This window comes from Micromonospora sp. RP3T, assembly GCF_003027925.1.
Classification (GTDB): Bacteria; Actinomycetota; Actinomycetes; order Mycobacteriales; family Micromonosporaceae; genus Micromonospora.
Genome location: NZ_PYPS01000024.1, coordinates 96,606 through 114,499, shown reverse-complemented (window position 1 = coordinate 114,499; position 17,894 = coordinate 96,606). Strand labels below are relative to the sequence as shown.

At 73.8% G+C, this 17,894-nt stretch carries 17 protein-coding genes and 1 pseudogene; 12 read left to right on the top strand and 6 right to left on the bottom strand.

The annotated features are described in order from the left end of the window. The 4 genes from C8054_RS19990 to C8054_RS19975 form a co-directional block, all read right to left on the bottom strand. The coding region (locus C8054_RS19990) for a hypothetical protein (RefSeq protein ID WP_107158773.1) at window positions 1-411 on the bottom strand (411 nt) is incomplete at its 3' end. A gap of 87 nt (window positions 412-498) precedes the next feature. Further along, entirely contained in the window at window positions 499-1,923 is a 1,425-nt protein-coding gene (locus C8054_RS19985) for a DUF234 domain-containing protein (RefSeq protein WP_107158771.1), read from the bottom strand. A gap of 70 nt (window positions 1,924-1,993) precedes the next feature. Further along, the gene (locus C8054_RS19980) at window positions 1,994-2,665 is read right to left on the bottom strand and encodes a response regulator transcription factor (protein ID WP_107158769.1); all 672 of its coding nucleotides are present in this window, start codon (window positions 2,663-2,665) and stop codon (window positions 1,994-1,996) included. Further along, window positions 2,662-3,897, bottom strand: coding sequence for a sensor histidine kinase (locus tag C8054_RS19975; RefSeq protein ID WP_107158767.1), 1,236 nt, complete (start codon window positions 3,895-3,897; stop codon window positions 2,662-2,664). The genes C8054_RS19980 and C8054_RS19975 overlap by 4 nt, the downstream gene beginning before the upstream one ends. 132 nt (window positions 3,898-4,029) lie before the next feature. On the opposite strand from C8054_RS19975, the gene C8054_RS19970 reads away from it, so the two are divergent. From C8054_RS19970 to C8054_RS19930, 9 genes and pseudogenes are all read left to right on the top strand, one after another. Beyond that, window positions 4,030-4,929 (top strand): ABC transporter ATP-binding protein, encoded by a 900-nt coding sequence (locus tag C8054_RS19970; RefSeq protein ID WP_107158764.1) that lies wholly within the window; start codon window positions 4,030-4,032, stop codon window positions 4,927-4,929. Continuing rightward, window positions 4,926-5,717 (top strand): ABC transporter permease, encoded by a 792-nt coding sequence (locus C8054_RS19965; RefSeq protein ID WP_107158762.1) that lies wholly within the window; start codon window positions 4,926-4,928, stop codon window positions 5,715-5,717. The genes C8054_RS19970 and C8054_RS19965 overlap by 4 nt, the downstream gene beginning before the upstream one ends. Before the next feature lie 2 nt (window positions 5,718-5,719). Beyond that, the gene (locus tag C8054_RS19960; RefSeq protein WP_107158760.1) at window positions 5,720-6,439 is read left to right on the top strand and encodes a hypothetical protein; all 720 of its coding nucleotides are present in this window, start codon (window positions 5,720-5,722) and stop codon (window positions 6,437-6,439) included. Window positions 6,440-6,523: 84 nt separating this feature from the next. Then, window positions 6,524-7,033 (top strand): hypothetical protein, encoded by a 510-nt coding sequence (locus C8054_RS19955; RefSeq protein WP_146179944.1) that lies wholly within the window; start codon window positions 6,524-6,526, stop codon window positions 7,031-7,033. A gap of 116 nt (window positions 7,034-7,149) precedes the next feature. Then, on the top strand, window positions 7,150-8,574 hold the full coding sequence (locus tag C8054_RS19950; RefSeq protein ID WP_107158813.1) for an amino acid permease: 1,425 nt from the start codon (window positions 7,150-7,152) through the stop codon (window positions 8,572-8,574). 154 nt (window positions 8,575-8,728) lie between these two features. After that, window positions 8,729-9,412: pseudogene (locus C8054_RS19945) on the top strand (CDP-alcohol phosphatidyltransferase family protein); the annotation flags it as partial. 131 nt (window positions 9,413-9,543) lie between these two features. Then, window positions 9,544-11,310: a sulfatase gene (locus tag C8054_RS19940; RefSeq protein WP_233219729.1), complete on the top strand. Its 1,767-nt coding sequence runs from the start codon at window positions 9,544-9,546 to the stop codon at window positions 11,308-11,310. Between the two features lie 13 nt (window positions 11,311-11,323). Further along, complete coding sequence (locus tag C8054_RS19935; RefSeq protein WP_107158809.1) at window positions 11,324-12,079, top strand: FkbM family methyltransferase; 756 nt, start codon at window positions 11,324-11,326, stop codon at window positions 12,077-12,079. A 15-nt stretch (window positions 12,080-12,094) separates the two neighbouring features. After that, window positions 12,095-12,634, top strand: a complete 540-nt coding sequence (locus tag C8054_RS19930) for a DUF1697 domain-containing protein (protein WP_107158754.1) — start codon at window positions 12,095-12,097, stop codon at window positions 12,632-12,634. Between the two features lie 10 nt (window positions 12,635-12,644). On the opposite strand, the gene C8054_RS19925 is transcribed toward C8054_RS19930, so the two are convergent. Together C8054_RS19925 and C8054_RS19920 are read right to left on the bottom strand one after the other, a co-directional pair. Further along, entirely contained in the window at window positions 12,645-13,628 is a 984-nt protein-coding gene (locus tag C8054_RS19925) for an MBL fold metallo-hydrolase (protein ID WP_107158752.1), read from the bottom strand. A 155-nt stretch (window positions 13,629-13,783) separates the two neighbouring features. Then, entirely contained in the window at window positions 13,784-14,662 is an 879-nt protein-coding gene (locus C8054_RS19920) for a serine hydrolase (protein WP_107158750.1), read from the bottom strand. 38 nt (window positions 14,663-14,700) lie between these two features. On the opposite strand from C8054_RS19920, the gene C8054_RS19915 reads away from it, so the two are divergent. The 3 genes from C8054_RS19915 (at window position 14,701) to C8054_RS19905 (ending at window position 17,881) form a co-directional block, all read left to right on the top strand. After that, complete coding sequence (locus C8054_RS19915; RefSeq protein WP_107158748.1) at window positions 14,701-15,678, top strand: LysR family transcriptional regulator; 978 nt, start codon at window positions 14,701-14,703, stop codon at window positions 15,676-15,678. Window positions 15,679-15,718: 40 nt separating this feature from the next. Continuing rightward, window positions 15,719-16,894 (top strand): endonuclease, encoded by a 1,176-nt coding sequence (locus C8054_RS19910; RefSeq protein WP_107158746.1) that lies wholly within the window; start codon window positions 15,719-15,721, stop codon window positions 16,892-16,894. A gap of 132 nt (window positions 16,895-17,026) precedes the next feature. Beyond that, entirely contained in the window at window positions 17,027-17,881 is an 855-nt protein-coding gene (locus C8054_RS19905) for an aldo/keto reductase (protein ID WP_107158744.1), read from the top strand. Window positions 17,882-17,894 lie beyond the last annotated feature (13 nt).

Here is a 17,894-nt window from a genome sequence, read left to right as displayed (position 1 = left end):
CGGACGGGCGGCCGGGGCCGCGCCCGGCCGGGCCGCCTGACCCGCGCCCGGCCGGGCAGTCTGCGCCGCGCCCGGGCGGGTCGCCTGGACGGCCGGTCGGGCCGCCGACGGGCCGGTCAGCACGAACGGGAAGGGCACGTGCACGAACGGGTTGCCGTGCCGGATCAGCGCGTCGATCTGGCGCTCGTTGAGGCCGTGTGTCGCCAGCACCCGGCGCCCCCAACGGTGCAACCGGCAGGGGAACGCCGCCCCGTCGTTGCGGCACTTCGGCCCCGCGGGCCACTCCTCGGCGGCGTGCACCACCACCGCCCGGACCGCGATGCGGACGTCCTCGGGTGTCAACGGCGCCGGCATCGGCACCTCGCCCAGGACCTTGTCGATGGGATCCGTCGACTGCTCACCAACACGCACGGCAGGCCTCCCGCAGCTCGGCAGCGGTGCGGCGGACCGGCCGCACCACATCCTCGCCCACTGGTACGGCCGGACACCGGCGACAGTTCAATCCCGCCACGCGGCGAGCAGCTCCTCCGGCCCGAGGACGGTGATGCCGTCGACGGCGCGCCCACTGCGGACCACCGCGACGGTCGGGGTGTCTTCGTCCGCGCCGGGAAGGCGTGCCCGATGGTGAAGCAGCCGGCCCAGGTCCTGGGCGTCGAACGCCGCCTGTTCCAGCCACTTGATCGAGCCCACGAATGTGATGCGCCTGGCCACCGGAGCACGGTCGGCACCGACGAGGTCGATTTCGGGATCGTTGGTACGTGTCCAGTAACCGTTCACCACGGCCGTGTCGGCCGGGAGATGGCCGGACGGCAGCCGGCGTAGTGACTCACGGATGACCGGTTCGACCGCGCGTCCTCGCCAGGAAGTCCACGAGGAGTCGATCCTGTTCAACGTCAGGTCTCCCCGGCCACGCTCGATCTCCGGCAGGTAAGGGCCGAGGAAGGCGAGCCAGAAACGGAGGTACGGGTCGGCGACGACATACCGGGTCTCGCGGGAGGGCCGGGTCGACAAGGGGAGAGTGGCCTCGACGATCCTCTTCTCGGTGAGCAGGCGGAGCGCGCGGTGCAGCGACGCCTGCGGGATTCCGCCCGCCGCCCGGGCGAGCGATGAGAAGGTGCGTTCCCCGGCACCGATGGCCCGGAGCACCACGTCCGGTTGGGACTGCGGCGGAAACTCGGCCGCGAGGGCCCGCTCGCCACTGACGAGCAGAGCGGAGGTGGGGTCGACGACCGCGTCGGCGAGGTAGTCGCGCAAACCCGCACCGGGGGCCCAGTCGTCCACCACGAGGGGCAGGCCACCGGTGACGAGGTAGGCGTCGATGGCATCGGCCGGCGGCAGATCCAGCATCTCGGCCACGTCGCCCGGACTGAGCGGCGGGATCACCATCTCGGTGGCGCGCTGGTGGAAGGGACGGCCGTAGTCGTTCAGCGCCTCCATCATCGTGAGGTCCGATCCGATGCCGATCACCAGAACCGGCCGGCGGGACAGTTCCCGGTCGAAGACCTTCTGCAGGGTGCCCTCGAAGCCGGGATCGGTGGCGATCAGATAGGGCATCTCGTCGATGACGACGACACTGGGCCGGTCGGTGGGCAGCGCGGCGGCGAGCAGCGTGAGCGCTGCGTCCCAGGTCGCCGGCGTCTGTGCCGTGAACAGCCCCGCGTCGGGCAGCGTCGAGTCGGCCGCGGCGGCGACGAAGAGCGCGAGCTCGGCGGCGGCGGTGGGCTGCGCCGACGCGGTGAAGAAGAGGTGAGGCACGCCCGCCCGCTCGACGAACTCCTCCACCAGGCGGGACTTGCCGACCCGGCGGCGGCCCCGCATGAGCAGCGCCCTCCCCGGGCGGCCGGCCCGACCGCCGCGTGCGACGCGGCTGAGCACCCCGTCGAGTTGAGCCAGCTCACGGGTTCTGCCGACAAAACCGGCCACGCGACCACCTGGAAAACTCTCGTCGCCAATACTCTCATCGTTGATACTATCGCCAGCGAGAGCATCCCGGTCAGGCCAGGTCGGCGTCCTGGACCAGCAGCGCCACCTGCACCCGGTTGTTCAGGTCGAGCTTGGTGAGCAGCCGCGACACGTACGCCTTGACAGTCGCCACGCTCATGAACAGCTCGGCGGAGATCTCCGCGTTGGTCCGGCCCCGACCGAGCAGCAGCGCGACCTCCCGCTCCCGCTCGGACAGCTCACCGAGCAGCCGTACCGCCCGCTCGCGGCGGGGATCCCGGGCGGGCGCCGGCGCGGCGGCGGTCACGTGCGCGATCAACCTGCGGGTCACCGTCGGGGACAGTGTCGCCTCCCCCGCCGCGACCCGGCGTACCGCCGCCACGATCTCGGCCGGCGGGGTGTCCTTCAGCAGGAAGCCGCTCGCCCCGGCGCGCAACGCGCGCAGCACCTGTTCGTCGGCGTCGAACGTGGTCAGCACCAGCACCTCGGGCGGCTCCGCCGTGGCCCGCAGCGCCTCGGTGGCGGCCAGCCCGTCCACCCGGGGCATCCGGATGTCCATCAGCACCACGTCCGGGGCGTACGCGGCGACGGCGGCCGGCACCTCGACGCCGTCGGTCGCCTCGCCCACCACCGCCAGGTCGGGTGCGCCGCCGAGGATCATCGACAGCGCGCCCCGGACCAGCGGGTCGTCGTCGACGATCAGCACCCGCACCGGCCCACTCACCGGGCTTCCCAGGGCAGCCAGGCGGCCAGCCGGAAGTCGCCGGCGGCGTCCCGCCCGTGGTCGACGCGTCCGCCGGCCAGCGTGACGCGCTCGGCGACGCCCACCAGGCCGGTGCCGGTGCCGGGGATCGCGGCGGCCGGCCCGCCCACCGGCCAGGGGTTGCGGATGTCCACCGCCAGCCCCTCGCCGGGACCGCCGGCCAGCCGGACGGTCACCACCGCCCCGGGCGCGTGCTTGCGCGCGTTGGTGAGCCCCTCCTGCACGATCCGGTACGCGCTGCGCCCGATCGCCGCCGGCACCCCGGCCGGCTCGCTCACCTCGTCGACCACGCTGACGCGTACCCCGGCGTCGCGGTTCTCGGCCACCAGCGCCGGCACGTCGCCGAGCGTCGGCTGCGGCCGTTCCGGGGTGGCCTCGGGGCCGGTCTCGGCCCGCAGCACGCCGATCACCTCGCGCAGGTCCTGCAGCGCGGCGTGCGCGCTGGCCCGGATCACCCCGGCGGCCCGGGCGACCTCCTCCGGGGCCGCGTCCGGACGGAACTCCAACGCCCCGGCGTGCAGGCTGAGCAGCGAGATCCGGTGGGCGAGCACGTCGTGCATCTCCCGGGCGATCCGGCCACGTTCGAGGTTCCGGGCCTGGTCCAGCCGGAGCTGCTGCTCGGCCTCGGCGCGTTCGGCGCGGTCGCGCAGCGACAGCACCAGCTGCCGGCGGGCCCGGACGAACATCGCCCAGGCCACCACGATGCCGATGAAGAGCACGGTCCACGCCACGGCGGCCCAGAACGGCATGGCCGGGTCGGGGCGGACCGCGATGAACGGCAGCGCGGTGGCCAGATGCCAGCCGACCAGCGTCAGCCCCACCACCAGCGGTCGGTGGACCAGCACGGTGAACAGGACGACCAGGAGCACGGCCCCGGAGGTGACCGAGAACAGCGTCAGCGGCGCGGTGGCCACCGCCAGCCCCACCGGCCAGCGGCGGCGCAGCCAGAGCGCGCCGGCGGCGAGCAGACCGACGAACAGGTCGATCTCGGCGAGCCAGCTCGGCCCGGCGTTGAGCGCGAACTCCGGTCGCCCGCTCACCGCGTCGTCGTGCGCGAGCAGCACCCAGCCCAGCGCGATCAGGAACAGCAGGCCGTCGACGAACCAGTCCCGCGGGGTCCGGCGGGCGGCCCGCGCGGGCACCAGGGAGCCCGGCAGGAGCCAGGGATGATCGGGGACGACAGCGCTGCTCACCCTCCCATGCTAGGGAGCCGTCCGGACCGGCTGCCAGCTACCAAAGTCGACGCCTGCGGTGTACCTCGGTCGGTGCCGGCGGCGACCGTCGGCCGCAGCGGAGCACCGGGTGGCCCCGGCAGGCTTCTCGGCATGATCGAAGTCGACCATCTGACCAAGCGGTACGGCCCGCACACGGCCGTCGAGGACGTGACGTTCCGGTGCGAACCAGGCACGGTGACCGGATTCCTCGGCCCGAACGGCGCCGGCAAGTCCACCACGATGCGCATGATCTGCGGGATGACGCCGCCCAGCTCCGGCGCGGCCACGGTCGCCGGCCGGCCCTACCGGGCGCTGCCCAACCCGGGCCGGGAGATCGGCGTCCTGCTCGACGCCTCGGCCCAGCACGCCGGACGCACCGGGCGGGAGACGCTCACCCTGGCCGCCCGCACCATGGGCGTGGACCGGGGGCAGGTGGCCGCGAAGCTGGACCTGGTCGGGCTGAACGACACCGCCGCACGGCGCCGGGTCGGCGCGTACTCCCTGGGCATGCGGCAGCGGCTCGGCCTGGCGCTGGCGCTGTTGGGCGACCCCCGGGTGTTGATCCTCGACGAGCCGGCCAACGGCCTCGACCCGGAGGGCATCTACTGGATGCGCGGCCTGCTGCGCGACTACGCCGACCGGGGCGGCACCGTGCTGCTCTCCTCGCACCTGCTGCGCGAGGTCGAGGCGGTGGCCGACCGGCTGGTGGTGATCGGCGGCGGCCGGGTGGTCGCCCAGGGCGGCAAGGACGAGCTGCTGGCCGGCGCCGGCACGCTGGTCCGCGCCCGCGACCAGCACGCCCTGCGCCTCACCCTGGACCGCGCCGCGTTGCCGGCCACCGTCGGCACCGACGGCGGCTTCGTGGTCCGGGCCGAGCCGGAGGCCGTCGGTCAGGCCGCGGCCGACGCCGGACTGGTCCTCACCGAACTGCGTCCGGCCGGCAGCGGCGGCCTGGAGCAGCTCTTCCTCACCCTCACCGCCGGCGCGTCGACCAGGGAGGCCGTCCGATGACCACCGCCACCACGCCCGTTCCCACCGCCGCCGCGACGCGGCACGAGCCGGCCGCCGGTCCCTCGCTGGCCCGGCTGACCGGGGTGGAGCTGCGCAAGCTCGCCGACACCCGGGCCGGCCGCTGGCTGCTGATCAGCATCGGGCTGATCGCGGTCGCCATCGTGGTGGTGCAGCTCTTCGTCGTCGACGGCCCGGAGCAGACGTTCACCGCGTTCTTCGCGCCGTCGCTGCTGCCGGTCGGGCTGCTGCTGCCGGTGCTGGGCATCCTCTCCATCACCGGCGAGTGGTCGCAGCGCACCGCGTTGACCACGTTCGCGCTGGTGCCCCGCCGGCAGCGGGTGATCGTCGCCAAGCTGGCCGCGGTGGTGCTGGCCGCGCTCGCCTCGGTGCTGGTCAGCCTCGCCGTCGCCGCCGCCGGCACGCTCGCCGCCAAGGCCACCGGCGGGGCGGGCGCGTGGACGTTCGACTGGGAGCTGCTGCCGTACGCGGCGGTGTTCCAGGTGGCGAACGTGCTGATGGGCGCCGGGTTCGGCCTGCTGCTGCTGAACACGCCGCTGGCCATCGTCACCTACCTGCTGCTGCCGACCGTGTGGAGCGTGCTGTCGGCGATGATCAAGGCGCTGCGGGAGCCGGCCGGCTGGCTGGACACCTCGGTCACCATGGCGCCGCTGCTCAGCCCGGACGTGACCGCCGGGCAGTGGGGTCGGCTCGGTGTCTCGCTGGCCGTCTGGATGGTCGTGCCGCTGGTCGCCGGCCTGATCCGGACGATGCGGCGGGAGGTGTCCTGACCGTGGCCGACCGGGAACCCGGGGCCGTCGTGGTCGACGGCGGGGTCGGCGAGCTGGTGGTGATGTGGGCCGGGTTCCCGCTGCTCGGCGCGGGACTGGGCGCCGGGCTGACCGCCCTGTCCGGCTGGCTCGCCGGGCTGGCCTGGTTCCCCTTCCAGGACGTGTTCGCGCTGCTCGACAGGTGGCCGGACCAGCGGTCGTATCCGCTCGGCGCGGGGGTGGCGGCGGTGGCCGGCCTGACCCTGGCCGTGGTGGGCGTACGGGAGCGGCTGCGGGTCACGGTCGGGCGTCGGTCGGTGCGACTGCACCGGGACGGGCACGGCCGGGACGTCGCCCGGACCGAGGTGGCCGGCGTGTTCGTCGACGGCAAAGCACTCGTGCTGCTGGACCGGGCCGGCGGCGAGCTGGCCCGGGAGCGGTCCGATCTGAGCGCCGGCCGGCTGCGGGAGGCGTTCGCCGGCCAGGGCTGGCCCTGGGTCGACCAGGACCCGCACCGGGACGCGTACCGGCGCTGGGTGCCCGAGCTGCCCGGGCTGCCGGCCGGCGCGGACGCGTTGCTGCGGGCCCGGGAGCGGGCGCTGAAGGACAGCCGCGGCGCCGAGGTCCGGGAGCTGCACGGGGAGCTGGCCCGGCTCGGCGTCGTGGTGCGGGACGAGGGCAGCCGCCAGTACTGGCGGCTCGCCCCTCCCCCACCCACCCCACCCACCCCACCCCCGCGCTGATTCACGGAAAGAGTGGCTGTCGGACGCGGAACAGCCACTCTTTCCGTGAAACAGGGGGCGGGAGGAGGGCTCTACACTCGGGCGATGGGAGGTTCTGCGCGGTGGCGACTCGCGTCGGCTCTGGTGGTGGTCCTGCTGCTCGGCGGTTGCGGCGGCGAGACGAAACAGGTCGCCCTTCCCCCGCCGGCGAGCCCCACGCCGAGCCCGGTGGCGCCGCTGACGGTCAAGGAGGCGAAGGGGCGCTACCTGGCCACCATGGCGGCGTACGACATCGCCCGGGACGAGCTGGCCGAGGCCGAGAAGGCGGGCCGGCCGTGGCGGACGGTGCGGGAGCGGGCCGGGGCGGTCGTGGACGCCAACGTCGCCTGCGCCGATGAGCTGCGCGCGGTGCGCTGGCCGGCCGCCGCGCAGGCCCCGATGGCGGCGCTGCTCACCGAACACGACGTCGCGCTGCGGCAGTGGCGGCTCGCGGCCGGGGCCGCCGACGCCGCCGAGCTGCGCCGGGCGATCCGGGCCGCCGCCGCGCACGACGGCATCCGGCAGGCGGCCAAGGTACGCGCCGCACTGGGCCTGCCGTCACTGCGCGCCACCTGACCGCCACGGGCTGCGATCTTCGGCGCGAGGACTTACCGTCGGGTCGTGGCGTGACCGCGGCGTGTCGCGGCGTGACCACGACCCGGGAGCGTGGCGGCACGGCGGGAGGGGTCACCATGACCGTTGGGCAGGGCATCTTCCGGCGTAAGCCGGTCGAGCAGATCGCCGACGAGACCGAGGAGGGGCTCGCCCGCGAGCTGGGCCTGTGGCAGCTCACCGCGATCGGCGTCGGTGGCATCATCGGCGCCGGCATCTTCGCGCTCGCCGGCGCGGTCGCCAACGAGACCGCCGGCCCCGCCGTGCTGGTGTCGTTCCTGATCGCCGGCCTGGCCAGCGCCGCCGCCGCGCTGTCGTACGCGGAGTTCGCCGGCATGATCCCGAAGGCCGGCTCGGCCTACACCTACGGCTACGCCGTGCTGGGTGAGGCGGTCGGCTGGTTCATCGGCTGGGACCTGCTGCTGGAGTACACCGCCATCGTGGCGGTGGTGGCCATCGGCATCTCCGGCTACTTCGGCTTCCTGGTCACCCAGTTGGGCGCCGACCTGCCGGCCTGGATGCTCGGCGCGCCGGGCACCGGCGACGGGCACCGCGTCGACCTGTTCGCGGCGGCGCTCTGCCTGCTCATCGCGTACCTGCTCAACCGGGGCATCAAGGCCGCGGCGCGGTTCGAGACGTTCGTGGTCGGGTTGAAGGTCGCCGTGGTGCTGCTGGTGATCGTGGTCGGCTTCTTCCACGTCAAGACCGGCAACTACTCGCCGTTCTTCCCGTTCGGCGTGGGCGGCGCGATCACCGGGGCGGCCACCGTGTTCTTCGCGGTCTTCGGCTACGACGCGATGAGCACCGCCGCCGAGGAGTCGCGGGACGCCCGCCGGCACATGCCGAAGGCGATCATCTGGTCGCTGGTCATCTCCATGGTGCTCTACGTGTTGGCCACCCTGGTGCTCACCGGCATGCAGAACTACCGGGACATCGACCCGGAGAGCGGCTTCTCGTCCGCCTTCAAGTCGGTCGGGCTCTCCGGTCTGGCCAGCGTGATCGCGGTCGGGGCGATCATCGGGATCCTCACGGTGATGTTCACGTTCATGCTCGGCGTGACCCGGGTGTGGTTCTCGATGAGCCGGGACGGGCTGCTGCCGGCCTGGTTCGCCAAGGTGCACCCGGTGCGCCGGGTGCCCAGCCGGGTCACCTGGATCGTCGGCGTCGCCTCGGCGCTGATCGCCGGCTTCCTGCCGATCCGGCAGGCCGCCGAGCTGACGAACATCGGCATCCTGCTGGCGTTCGTGGTGGTCTGCGTGGCGGTGATCGTGCTCCGCTACCGCCGACCGGACGCGCCCCGGGCGTTCCGGCTGCCCGGCATGCCGGTGGTGCCGGCGGTCGGCGTGGTGTTCTCGATCTGGCTGATCACGTTCCTCGACCCGGTGACCTGGCTGCGCTTCGGCGTCTGGTTCCTGCTCGGCGCCGTCGTCTACGCGCTGTACGGCTACCGCCGCTCGGCGCTGGCCCGCCGCGACGACGACCCGGCCGACGCGCCGCCCCGCTGACCCGCCCCGACACGAATGCCCTCGGCCCGCCCGGCCGGGCGGCGCTCCGATGTGACGTGCACTCTTGATCGTGCGTTTTCGGTATCAGAGCGAACCGTTCGGGCATGTTCTGCGTACAGACCGGTGGGTCGTACACGCGTGATTCGGAGGCACAGTGTCAGTGGTTCGGACTGATCCATTCGCGGGGACGATCCTCCAGCTCGGTGTGCTGGCGGGCATCGCCGGCACCGTCGGCCTGGGCCGGGCCGGCTGGCTGGCCGGTCTCGGCTACGGAGCGGTGCTGCTCACCGCGCTCGGGCACGGGCTGCGCCGCGCGGGGGCGCGCCGGCTCGGGCCGGCCGACTGGGTGACGCTGTCCCGGGCGACGCTGGCCGGTGGCGTGACCGCGCTGGTGGTGGACTCGTTCAGCCGGCCCACCCCGGTCACGGTGCTGGTCGGGCTCACCACGGTGGCGCTCGCGCTCGACTGGGTGGACGGGCAGGTGGCCCGGCGCACCGGCACGGTGAGCGCGCTCGGGGCCCGGTTCGACATGGAGGTCGACTCCTTCCTCGTCCTGGTGCTCTGCCTCCACGTCGCCGACCAGGTGGGCCCGTGGGTGCTGGTGATCGGCGCGATGCGGTACGCCTTCGTCGCGGCCGGTTGGCTGCTGCCCTGGCTGAACGGTCCGTTGCCGCCGCGCTACTGGCGCAAGACGGTCGCCGCGGTCCAGGGCATCGCGCTGGCCGTGGTGGCGGCGGAGGTGCTGCCGACGGCGCTGGCCGTCGCGGTGCTCGTCGGCGCGCTGGCGCTGCTCGTCGAGTCGTTCGGCCGGGATGTGCGCTGGCGGTGGCGGCACCGCACGCCGGCCGTCCGTACCGAGCCGGCCCGTCCGGCCGCGGTGCGTTCCGCCGCGCCGGCGGCTCGCCGGGCCGGCTGGGAGCCCGCCGCTCCGGTGCTCGTCGGACGCGCCGAGGTCGGCGGTCGGCGGCCGTGACCGACGACGACCCGACCCCGGCCGCCGGGCACGACCCGACCGCGACGGACGGTCTCCGGCGGGTTTCCACCGACGCCGCCGGGTCGGAGCCGGTCGGGAGCGCCGGCACCCGGACGGACGCCGCCCCGACCGCTGACCCGGTGCAGGAACGTGCCGGGCGACGACGCCGGTTCCGGTCCGGGACGGTCACCGTGCTGGCCGCCGCGTCGGCGCTGGTCGCGCTGCTCCTGCCGACCGACGTCAACGACCTCACCCCGACCGCGTTCCTCCGCATCCCGGTGGAGGGGCTGATCGCGGTCGCCCTGCTGCTGGCGCTGCCGCCGAGACCCCGCCGGATCGTGGCCACGGTGCTCGGCGCGCTGCTCGGCCTGGTGCTCGTCCTGAAGATCGCCGATCTCGGCTTCTCCGCCGTGCTGGACCGCCGCTTCGACCTGATCGCGGACTGGGCGTTCCTGGCAGCCGGTGCGGAGTTCCTCGCCGAGTCGTACGGGCGGGCCGCCCAGGTGGGGGCCGTGGTCGCCGCGGTGGCCGCGGTCGTCGCCGTACCGGTGCTGGTGACGTTGTCGGCGCGGCGACTGGCCCGGCTGGTCGCCGGCCACCGGGGGGTGAGCGCCCGGGTCGCCACCGCGCTCGGCGCGGCCTGGGTCGCCTGCGCGGTGCTCGGCGCGCAACTCGTCCCCGGGCTGCCGATAGCCGCCGGCACGGTCGCGGCCGGCGTGTACGACCGCACCCGGCAGGTGAACGCCGGCCTGCACGACCAGGAGCGGCTGCGCACCCAGCTCGCCGGCGACCCGTTCCGGGACACCCCCGGCGACCAGTTGCTGACCGCGTTGCGCGGCAAGGACGTCCTGGTCACGTTCGTGGAGAGCTACGGCCGGGTGGCGGTGGAGGACCCGGAGCTGGCCCCGGAGGTGGACGCCGTCCTCGACGAGGGGACGCGCCGGCTGACCGCGGCCGGCTACGGCAGCCGCACCGCGTTCCTCACCTCGTCCACCACCGGCGGCGGGAGCTGGCTGGCGCACGCCACGCTGATGTCCGGCATCCGGGCCGACAACCAGCTCCGCTACACGAACCTGGTACGCAGCGACCGCCTGACGCTCAACGGCGCGTTCAAACGCGCCGGATGGCGGACGTCGCTCGTCATGCCGGCCCTCACCCGGGCCTGGCCGGAGGCCGACTTCTTCGCCCCGGACAAGGTCTACGGCGCCGGTGACCTGGGCTACCGGGGGCCGACGTTCAGTTTCTCCTCGCCGCCGGACCAGTTCACCCTGGAGGCCTTCCAGCGCGCCGAGCGGGCCCCCGGGCACGCCCCGGTGATGGCCGAGATCCCGCTGCTCTCCAGCCATCTCCCGTGGTCGCCGGTGCCGCCCCTGGTCGACTGGGACGACCTGGGCGACGGATCGGTCTTCGCCGGCACCAACCGCGCCGACCGGGCGGACGAGGGCACCCGGAAGGCCTACCGGAACTCGATCGTCTACACGCTGCGCACGCTGGTCTCCTACGTGGAACGCTACGGCGACGAGAACCTCGTGCTGGTCTTCCTCGGCGACCACCAGCCGGCCCGGGCGGTCACCGGCGAGGAGGCCGGCAAGGACGTGCCGATCACCATCGTGGCCAAGGACCCGGCCGTGCTCGACCGGGTCGCCGGGTGGGGCTGGCGGGCCGGCCTCAACCCGGACCCGAACGCCCCCGTCTGGCCGATGGAGGAGTTCCGCGACCGGTTCCTGCGGGCGTTCGGCCCGCAGTCCAGGACTCACAGTTAGGAACGGCGTGACGATGCTCGCACGGACCTGGGGGATCACCCGGTCCCTGGCCATCTACCACGGCCAGCCGGCCAAGCACCGCCGGGCCCGCCGGCTCTACGGCCAGTTCCTCGGCCCCGGCGACCTCGGCTTCGACATCGGCGCCCACGTCGGTGGTCGGGTCCGCACCTGGCGTCGGCTGGGCGCGCGGGTGGTCGCGGTCGAGCCGCAGCCGGACTGCCTGCGGGTGCTGCGCCTGGCGTTCGGGCGCGACGACGGAGTGGCCATCGAACCCACCGCGGTCGGTGCCCGCGCCGGCCGGGCGCGGTTGGAGCTGTCGTCCGCGACGCCGACGGTGTCCACCATGTCGTCGTCCTGGATCGACTCGGTGACGGCGGACCCGAGCTTCGCCGGGGTGCGGTGGGACCGCTCGGTCGAGGTGCCGGTGGTGACGCTCGACGACCTGGTCGCCAAGCACGGCGTACCGGCGTTCTGCAAGGTCGACGTGGAGGGCTTCGAGGGTGACGTGCTGGCCGGGCTGAGTCGGCCGGTGCGCGCGCTCTCCTTCGAGTACCTCCCACCGGCGCACGACGCGGCGCTCGCGGTGCTCGACCAGGTGCAGCGGCTGGGCGCGTCGGCGGGCGGCTACCGCTACAACTACTCCCCGGTGGAGACGATGCGCTTCGCCGCCGACGAGTGGCTCGACGCGGCGGGCCTGGTGCGGTTGCTGGAGACGTACCGGCCGACGGGTCGCTCCGGCGACGTCTACGCCCGGTTGGCGTCCGCCTGACCTAGGCTGCGGGTCATGACCCGCTACGCCGCCCTGCTGCGGGGCGTCAACGTCGGCGCCACCCGGCTCGCGATGGCGGACCTGCGTCGCGTCGTCGCCGACCTCGGTCACACCGACGTCAAGACGTACCTCCAGAGCGGCAACGTGGTGTTCACCGCCCCACCGACCCGCGACGAGGTGCTCGCCGAGGGCATCGCCGGGCGGCTCGCCGACGAGGTGGGGGTGCGGGTGCCGGTGCTGGTCCGCGACGGCGGCGAGTTGGCCGCGCTGGTCGACGCGAGCCCGTACGCCGGGCGTCAGGACGACCCGACCCGGGTGCTCGTGGTGTTCCTGTCCGCCGCGCCGGACCCGGCCCGGGTCCGCGAGCTGGCCGTGCCGGCCGGCGAGGAGATGGCGTACGCGGTGGTCGGCCGGGAGCTGCACCTGCACTATCCGGCCGGCAACTACGGGCGGACGAAGTTCACCACCGCGTACCTGGAGCGGACCTTGGGTGTGGTGGCGACGGCGCGCAACTGGAAGTCGGTGCTGGCGCTGCGCGACCTGACCGCGGGCTGAGCGCGACCGGTCAGAACCGGTACGCGGTGTGGTACTCGGGCACCACCACGCGGCTGCGCGGCGAGACCCGGCGCACCTCGGCGATCAACGCGTCGAGCCGGTCCCGGTCGGTCGCGGCGACCGTCGGCGGGTTGACCAGTGGGGTCTCGAAGTTGTCCCAGTGCACCGGCACCACGGTCCTCGGGTGGTCCAGCGCGGCCATCAGCCGGGGCACGTAGTCGGCCACGGAGGCGGTGGCGGCGGAGGCGATCATCGCCACGTCCGGGGCCAGGCCGGCGTACCGGCGCTCGTCCAGGTCGCTGGCGCCCATGAAGAACACCGACGGCCCGCCGTCGACCCGGATCTGGTAGGCCAGGGTGTCCCCTTCGGGCAGGTCGGAGACCTTCGTCGGGCGTGGCGGCGGGCTGACCCGTACGCCGGGGAAGGCCATCGAGAAGGCCGCGTTGCGGCTGTGCAGCGAGCCGACCACCTCCACCGTGTACCCGTCGAAGTCGAGCACCTCGCCGCCCTTGACCGGGGCGAGCTGCCCGGCCGGCAGCCCGTACGCCAGCCCGAGGTGGTAGGCGGTGAGCGTGCCCAGGACCCGGGCGCCGGTCCGGGCGGCGATGTGCGGCACGTCGGTGAAGTGGTCCCAGTGGGTGTGCGTGACCAGGATGTTCTCGGCGCGGTCGGCGAGCCGGTCCACCAGGTCGGCGGCCACGGTCAGCGCGGTGTCCGGCTGGAACGCCCCGCGGAAGAGGCCGGTGTCGAACCGGCTGAGGTACGGGTCGACAAGCACGGTGCGGTCGCCGATGTCGATCCGCCAGCCGGCCGTGCCCCACCAGCGGAAGCTCACCGCGCCGGCCCGGTGCCGGCGGGCGGGCGGGGCGCTCGGAGCGGCCTGGGCCGGGGTGCCGGCGACGAGCCCGGCGGTCGAGACGGCGGCGGCGCCGACGGCGGCGGTGTCACGCAGGAAGCGGCGGCGGGCGTAGCCGGCCGGTCGGTTCTCGGGCATGGGTGGTCCTCCCCGTTCGGGATCGGTGGATCGACAGGTCCACCCCACCACCGCACCGGCGACGGCGTCCAAGATCGAACGGCGGAAGGATCGATATCCGCTTCGATATGACCGCAGGTCGAAGCCGGTACCTTCCAGGGTCGCCGGTCCGGAAATCAGCGCAGCGACTCGACCGCGGCCCGGGCGGCCTCCCCCATCGCCAGGTCCACGTCGATCCGGCGGGTGCCGAGCTGGTCGGTGCGTACCAGGACCGCGATGGCGTACCGGGCACCGTCGGGATACTCCGCGACACCGGCCTCCAGGTGCAGGCCGGGCAACGTGCCGGTCTTGCCGGCGACCCGGACGCCGGGTGGGAAGCCGGCCGTGAGCCGGGTCCAGAAGAGCTGCCGGCCCATCAACTCCCGGACCGTCGCGCAGGCCGCCGCCGGGCCGGCCTCGTCCCGCCAGACCAGGCGCAGCAGCCGGGTCAGCTCCCGGGCCGTGCTGGAGGAGGTGTGTTCCGGGTCGAAGACCCGCATGGCCCGGATCCGCTCCGGCGACAGGGTGGGGAAGATCCGCGCGAAGTCCGCCTCGGTACGCGCGCCGACGTCGGCGAGCATCGTCTCGACCAGTTGCCGGGGACCGCCGACGATCCGGGTACGCGGCAGGTCCAGCTCCGCGGCCAGCATCGACGGCACGTCCGGGCCGACCCGGCGCAGCAGCAGTTCGGCCGCCGCGTTGTCGCTCACCGACATGGCGAGGTACGCGAGGTCGCGCAGGGACATCTCCACGTCGTCGGCGCAGCCGGCCACCCCCCAGCCGCCGAGCCGGTCGGCGGCGCCGACCAGCACCCGCTCGGTCGGGTCGAGCTGGCCGGCGGCGACCTGCCGGGCGAACTCCAGCACCAGCAGGATCTTGAAGACGGACGCGATGACGATCTGCTCGTCGGCGTGCAGCGCCACCTCGCGCGACGGGTCGTCCACGTCGGCGACGTGCAGGCACCCGCTCAGCCCGGCCCGTCCGAAGATCTCCCCGACCCGTTGCGCCGCATCCACGCCGACACGGTAACCAGCGCGGACGCTAGGGTGCGCGGGTGGACCTGCTGCGACACCTGCGGCACTTCGTGGTGGTCGCCCGGGAGCTGCACTTCGGCCGGGCCGCCGACATGTTGGGCATGGCGCAGCCGCCGTTGAGCCAGTCGATCCGGCGGCTGGAGCGGGAGCTGGGCACCGCGCTCTTCGACCGGTCGCAACGGCAGGTCCGCCTCACCACCGCCGGCCAGTTGCTGCTCGGCGAGGCGGACGACCTGCTCGCCGGTGAACGCCGACTGCGCCACCTCGCCGACCAGGTGCGCCGGGGCACGCTGGGTGTGCTGCGCGTCGGCGTACCCCCGGAGACGCCGGCGGGGACGGTGCGCGCGTTGCTCGACGGGCTGTCCGCCCGCGCACCCGGGCTCGACCTCGACCTGCACGAGCTGACCAGCGCCGAGCAGCGGCGGATGCTGGCGGAGGGACGGCTGGACGTCGGCCTGCTGCACCATCCGGTCGAGGAGGCCGGACTGCGGTTCGGGAAGCCGGTGGACGTGCCGGTCGGGGCGTTGCTGCCCCGGACCTCGCCGCTGGCCCGGGCCCGTGCGGTCGCGCTGGCCGACCTGGCCGGCCTGGATCTGGTCACCGCGCCACCGGCCACCGCCCCCGGCTGGCACGAACACCTGCTGACGGTGTGCCGGCAGCACGGTTTCGTCCCGCCCCGGGTCCGCCCGGCGCGCAACCCCGAGTTCCTGTTCGGGTTGCTCCTGGCCGGTGGGGCGGTGGCCGTCGAGCCGGCAGCCCTGGCGCGGCGGGAACCTCGCATCGCCTGGCGACCGCTCCTCGGCGCGCCGCTGGCCCGGCGGATCTCCGCCGTCTGGCCGGACCGGGCGGCGCACCCGGCGGCGCCGATGTTCGGCCGGCTCGCCGCCGAGGTGCTGGCCGCGGCGGAGACGCCGGCCGGGCCGGCGGTCGTCGCCCCGTCGGCCCGCCCGTGGCCGGTGCTGTTCGAGGCCGGTCGGGACGGAAAGTTGTCGCCGTGATCTCCCGGAGTTCACCCGACACCGCATAGCATCGCTGGGCATGAATATGAAGAGCGTCACCCGCTCGCGACCCGGGCGGCTGATCGCGGCGGTCGTGCTGACCGTCACCGTCGCGACCCCACTGACGGTGACCGACGCGGCCTCGGCGGCCACCACGCTGACCGTGGCGCAGGCGCTGGCCGCCCAGGACGGCCGCACCGCCACCGTCACCGGCTACGTCATCGGCCAGCCGACCGCGACGAACACGGTGATCACGTCCGGCTTCACCGCCGACACCGCGATCGCGATCGCCGACCAGGCCACCGAGACCGGCACCGGCCGGATGCTGTACGTGCAGGTCACCGCCGCCTGGCGGAGCACCTTCGGGCTGCTCGCCAACCCGTCCCTGCGGGGCCGGCAGGTGACCGCGACCGGCACCCTGACCGCGTACTTCAGCCACGGCGGCCTGAAGAACCCGACCGCGATGAGCCTCGGCGGCGGGACCACCCCGAGCCCGAGCCCGACCCCGAGCCCGACCGGCACCGCCTCGCCCACCGACTACTACGCCGCCGCGACCGGCAGGACCGGGCCGGCGCTGCGCACCGCCCTGCACACCATCATCAGGACCCAGACCAAGCTCACGTACGACCAGGTGTGGGACGCGCTCAAGGACACCGACCAGGACCCGGCGAACCCGGCCAACGTCATCCTGCTCTACAGCGGACGCTCGCAGAGCAAGACCAGCAACGGCGGCGGCGTCGACGACTGGAACCGCGAGCACGTCTGGGCCAAGTCGCACGGCGACTTCGGCACCGCCACCGGCCCCGGCACCGACGTGCACCACCTGCGTCCGGAGGACGTGTCGGTCAACTCGCTGCGCGGCAACAAGGACTTCGACGCCGGTGGAAGCGCGGTGGCCGAGGCGCCCGGCTGCTACACCGACGCCGACTCGTTCGAGCCGCGCAACGCGGTGAAGGGCGACGTCGCCAGGATGATCCTCTACATGGCGATCCGGTACGAGGGCGACGACGGCTGGCCGGACCTGGAGCCGAACGACTCGGTGGCCAACGGGACCACGCCCCGGCTCGGCCGGCTGTCGAAGCTGCTCGCCTGGAACGAGCAGGACCCGCCGGACGCGTTCGAGCAGCGCCGCAACCAACGCATCTACGAGCGCTGGCAGGGCAACCGCAATCCGTTCGTCGACCACCCCGAGTGGGCGCGGTCCATCTGGGGCTGACGGCTTGTCCCAGATCACCCGCCGCCGGCCGTGAGGACGCCCGCCGAGCGGGTAGGAAACCCGGGTGGCACGGCCCGGAAGCCGCGTGGAAGCGCTTCCGGGCATCCCGGACGATCGGAGATGAGACACGACATGGCCGCCAACAGCGTTCCGGACATCTCGCTCAACGACGGCAACTCCATCCCGCAGCTCGGCTTCGGGGTGTTCCAGATCGACCCCAAGGAGACCGCCCGGGCGGTCGGCACCGCGCTGGAGATCGGCTACCGGCACATCGACACCGCCCAGATGTACGGCAACGAGGCCGAGGTCGGGGAGGCGGTGCGCGCCTCCGGCCTGGACCGGGGCGACGTCTTCGTCACCAGCAAGCTGAACAACGGCTTCCACCGCCCGGACGACGCCCGCAAGGCGTTCGAGCGGTCGCTGCGGGAGATGAAGTTCGACTACCTCGACCTGTTCCTGATCCACTGGCCGCTGCCCACGCTCTACGACGGCGACTTCGTCTCCACCTGGAAGGTGCTGGAGGAGTTCCAACGCGACGGCCGGGTGCGGTCGATCGGCGTGTCCAACTTCCAGGTGGCGCACCTGGAGCGGTTGGCCGCCGAGGCGGACGTGGTGCCGGCGGTGAACCAGATCGAGGCGCACCCGTACTTCGGCAACGAGGAGGTCCGGTCGTACGACCGGGCGCACCAGATCGGCACCGAGGCGTGGTCGCCGATCGCGCAGGGCAAGGTGCTCGACGACCCGACCGTGGTGGACGTCGCCGAGCAGGTCGGGCGGACCCCGGCCCAGGTGGTGCTGCGCTGGCACGTGCAGCGCGGGGACATCGTCTTCCCGAAGTCGACCACACCGAAGCGGATCGAGGAGAACTTCGGCATCTTCGACTTCACGCTCGACGACGCCACCATGGACCGGCTCGGCAGCCTGGACCAGGGCGAGGCCGGCCGGCAGGGCCCCAACCCGGACACGTTCGACTACGTACCGGACTGAACCGGCCGGAGGA